Origin of the sequence: Thomasclavelia sp. (assembly GCF_017889095.1) — a bacterium.
In the GTDB taxonomy this organism is placed as follows: Bacteria; Bacillota_I; Bacilli_A; order Erysipelotrichales; family Coprobacillaceae; genus Thomasclavelia.
In genome coordinates this window covers 1-3284 of sequence record NZ_JAGHEW010000142.1, presented here as the reverse complement: position 1 = coordinate 3284, position 3284 = coordinate 1, and the positions used below count along the sequence as shown (strand labels likewise).

Below are 3284 nucleotides of genomic sequence, written 5' to 3'. Positions count from 1 at the left end.
TTTTTATCTACTGTTGCTACTTTACTATTACTTGTTGACCAAGTTAAAGAAGTAGAAACAGAAGCTGGGATTATTGTTGCAGTAAGAGTTTCACTTTTATTTACAACTAAATTTAATGATGTTTTATTTAATGATATTTTAGTTGGTACTTTACTTTCCACAACTCTAAATTTTATCGCTTCAATTTGTTCAGTACCCTTAGTATCTCCACAATTAGTTCCTTGACTAGTCCATGATGTCCAGCCTTTATTAGATAAATGTACTTGATATTCAATTACATAACCATAATCATTAGTTAAAGTTGCAGAAATTGCATTTAACGGTAATGATTTACCTGTTGTTCCTATAACAGTTGAATCAGAAACATTATTATATGTTTTCCATCCATTGGTTTTATCATAAGTTTTAACCGTTAATTGATAATTTGATAAATTATCAATACCGATATTAAACGCTTCTAATCCTAGTGATTCACCGGTTGTTCCGGCTATTTCACTATCACCAACGTAACCTAGCCAACCACTTTCTTCAATATGGCTTCGATAATAAATGGATGGTTTGCAAACAACTGAAGTATCTTTAACTAATCTAAAATCAATTGCCTGAATCGCATATCCAGTTTTTCCAGCATTAGTTCCTTGATCAACCCAGCTTTGCCAACCAAGATCAGCACTATGAACTCGATATTGTAATTTGTATCCAGCTAGATTATTTATATTAAAATTAACCACTTCCATTGGCTTATTACTATTTCCAATTTGCGTTGAAGAATTAATTTTATCATAAGTCAACCAAGAACCATTACTATAAACTTTTCCTGATAGGAAAACTGATTTTCCAACATTAGATAAGCTTAATTTTAATTGATATAAATTAAGTGATCTTCCGGTTGTTCCAGCAGTATTTGGTTCTGTTACCGTTTCTAACCAGCCCACTGATTGACAGTTAGCTGAATATAAAATATGCGGTTCACTACTATCTTTACCACTACTTGCTCCAGTTGTATTAGAAGTATTTTGACCAAGATCAGAATATGATCCTTCTTTTACCACTGTTACACTTGATTTTGGAATATAGCCATAACTATTGTTATAATCGTATGCTGATTGAACCACTATACCAGTTCTACCACTATTAACTGCTCCATCAGTTTGAATTTTATAATAGTTACCACTTTCACCAATAATAATAAATGAGTAATTTGATGGTGCATAACTTTTATATGTAGTTTTTGAACTAACTGGATACGTTGAATATAAAGTTGTTGCCGAACTGTTTGCATTGTTTTTTATATTGATTACAGAATGATTTGTATTAATCGTATCTTTAATTGCGACAGTATATTTTTTTGAATCACTATTGCCTAAATAATTGTCAATTTTCCAACAAATCGACGCACCTTTTTCACCCCAATAAGGATCAGATGCATACTTTACATTCATTCCACTTGCTTTATCACCAAGATTAGCCCCATAATAACGGGCATCAGTTATTGGATCTAAATAACCTCTAGAAACAAAAATTGCTGCATGGTAATAAACACTATACTCTACTGAAGAATATGCATTAGAACTACCATTAGGATCGCTATCATAAGCAGCATGTCCAAACAAATTGTTTTTATTTGCCGCTATATTACTGCATCCCCAAGCACTTTCGTTTGCGGCTACTGCAAGCATTAATAATGCATTTGATCCATATTTATCTTGCTCTGAAATAAATGTAGCTCCTAAATTTCTTAATTTAGAAGTACGATTATTGTTACTTTCAGATGAACCAACCATAGCATTAATTGCACTATTTAACTGCGCAGCAGTATATGAAGTTTTACTGCGGTGTGATAAATATTGGAAATAATTATAATATGGTGAAGAACTATTTACTGCATTAGTTCTTACATTATTACGATAATCATTCAACATCGTTGAATAGCTAGCATAAGTACTATTTTCATAAAAATAATGTCCATCGTAACTATAATAATCCTTCCCTTCCTTTAAATAAGAAGGTGCTGGTCCACAATCCAATCTACTAGAATAACTAGTGTTTGATAAATTACTTACAATACCGTGATACAATCTACCACCACTAACATAATATTTAGATGTTGTTACAACTTTTGATGATGTATAATCTAATACTTCTACATCCTTGACAGAAACTTCACCAACTACACCTGCTTGCATAAATTTTACTTTCGTTGGATTTGATTCATTATCATACCCTAAAAAAGCCCCATCAGCAGCATAATAACCATTAGTATATCCTGGTCTACCAGTATTAACTTCGGTATAACTAGTATTTACTTCTGAAGAACTTTTAGTTCTGAAATTAACAACTGCCACAGAATTATTAGAAATTCTACTTCTTGGCATTTCATCCCATTTATCATCGCTTTCTTCAGATTCACTAGGCATATTTGCTTCTACGTCTTCTAATGGTAAAACATTACCATCTTCATCCATTGCAGTTACTTCTTGATCTTTATCTAACGTTGCACCAGCTTCAAAATCATCTTTTACATCATTATCTTCATTTGTTACTAAATTATCACTCTCATCAATTGCTTGTATATTATTTACTCCTATTAAATTAGTGCTAAATAACATACTAAGTGTAAGAAATGTCAAAAACAATCTCTTACATTTTTCTTTCAATATTCCACTCCTTTCTTTACTTCACAAATAAAATTCTTTATTTGTCAAAGAGATTATAACAATAAAAAACCAAAATTTCTACATGCAATCACATTATTATCATGTAACGATATTAATTCACAATATAAATCCATTTTTTTACATTTTTTTGTTATTTGCGCTTTTTTTACAATACTATTGAATGTAAAATAATTAATAATACGTTTTTCTTATAAATTTAATTAAAGACTTATTCATTAATATAATAAAAACGACACCACAAATGATGTCGTCTTAAATCTTTGATTAAATTGCTGGATCGGTTGGATCCCATGTTTGCGTTAATGGTATTTTTTGTGCTATTGGTTTACTTAATGGATCTGATCCTCCATCAACTATAATAACTTTTGTTCCTAATGGACAATAATCGTATATCCATTTTGCATCTCTACAAGTTAAACGAATACACCCATGTGAACATGTACTTCCTAATTGATTATACATTCTAGCTGAAAGTGTATAAATATTCATTTTATTGTATGGTACTGAATGAAATAAGAATCCATTTACAATTCGAGTTGAATATTGTCCATAACTTGGACCCATTAATTCTCTCCAGCGATATTTTGCAGGTGTGTAGTAAACACC

The 3284-nt window shown here is 30.8% G+C and carries 2 protein-coding genes; both read right to left on the bottom strand.

The window, feature by feature from the left end; all coding sequences use genetic code 11:
- Positions 1-2657, bottom strand: a 2657-nt coding sequence (locus J7M77_RS06595) for a glucosaminidase domain-containing protein (RefSeq protein WP_296877041.1), incomplete at its 3' end; no start/stop codon positions are given.
- A 285-nt stretch (positions 2658-2942) separates the two neighbouring features.
- The coding region (locus J7M77_RS06590; RefSeq protein ID WP_296877040.1) for a L,D-transpeptidase at positions 2943-3284 on the bottom strand (342 nt) is incomplete at its 5' end.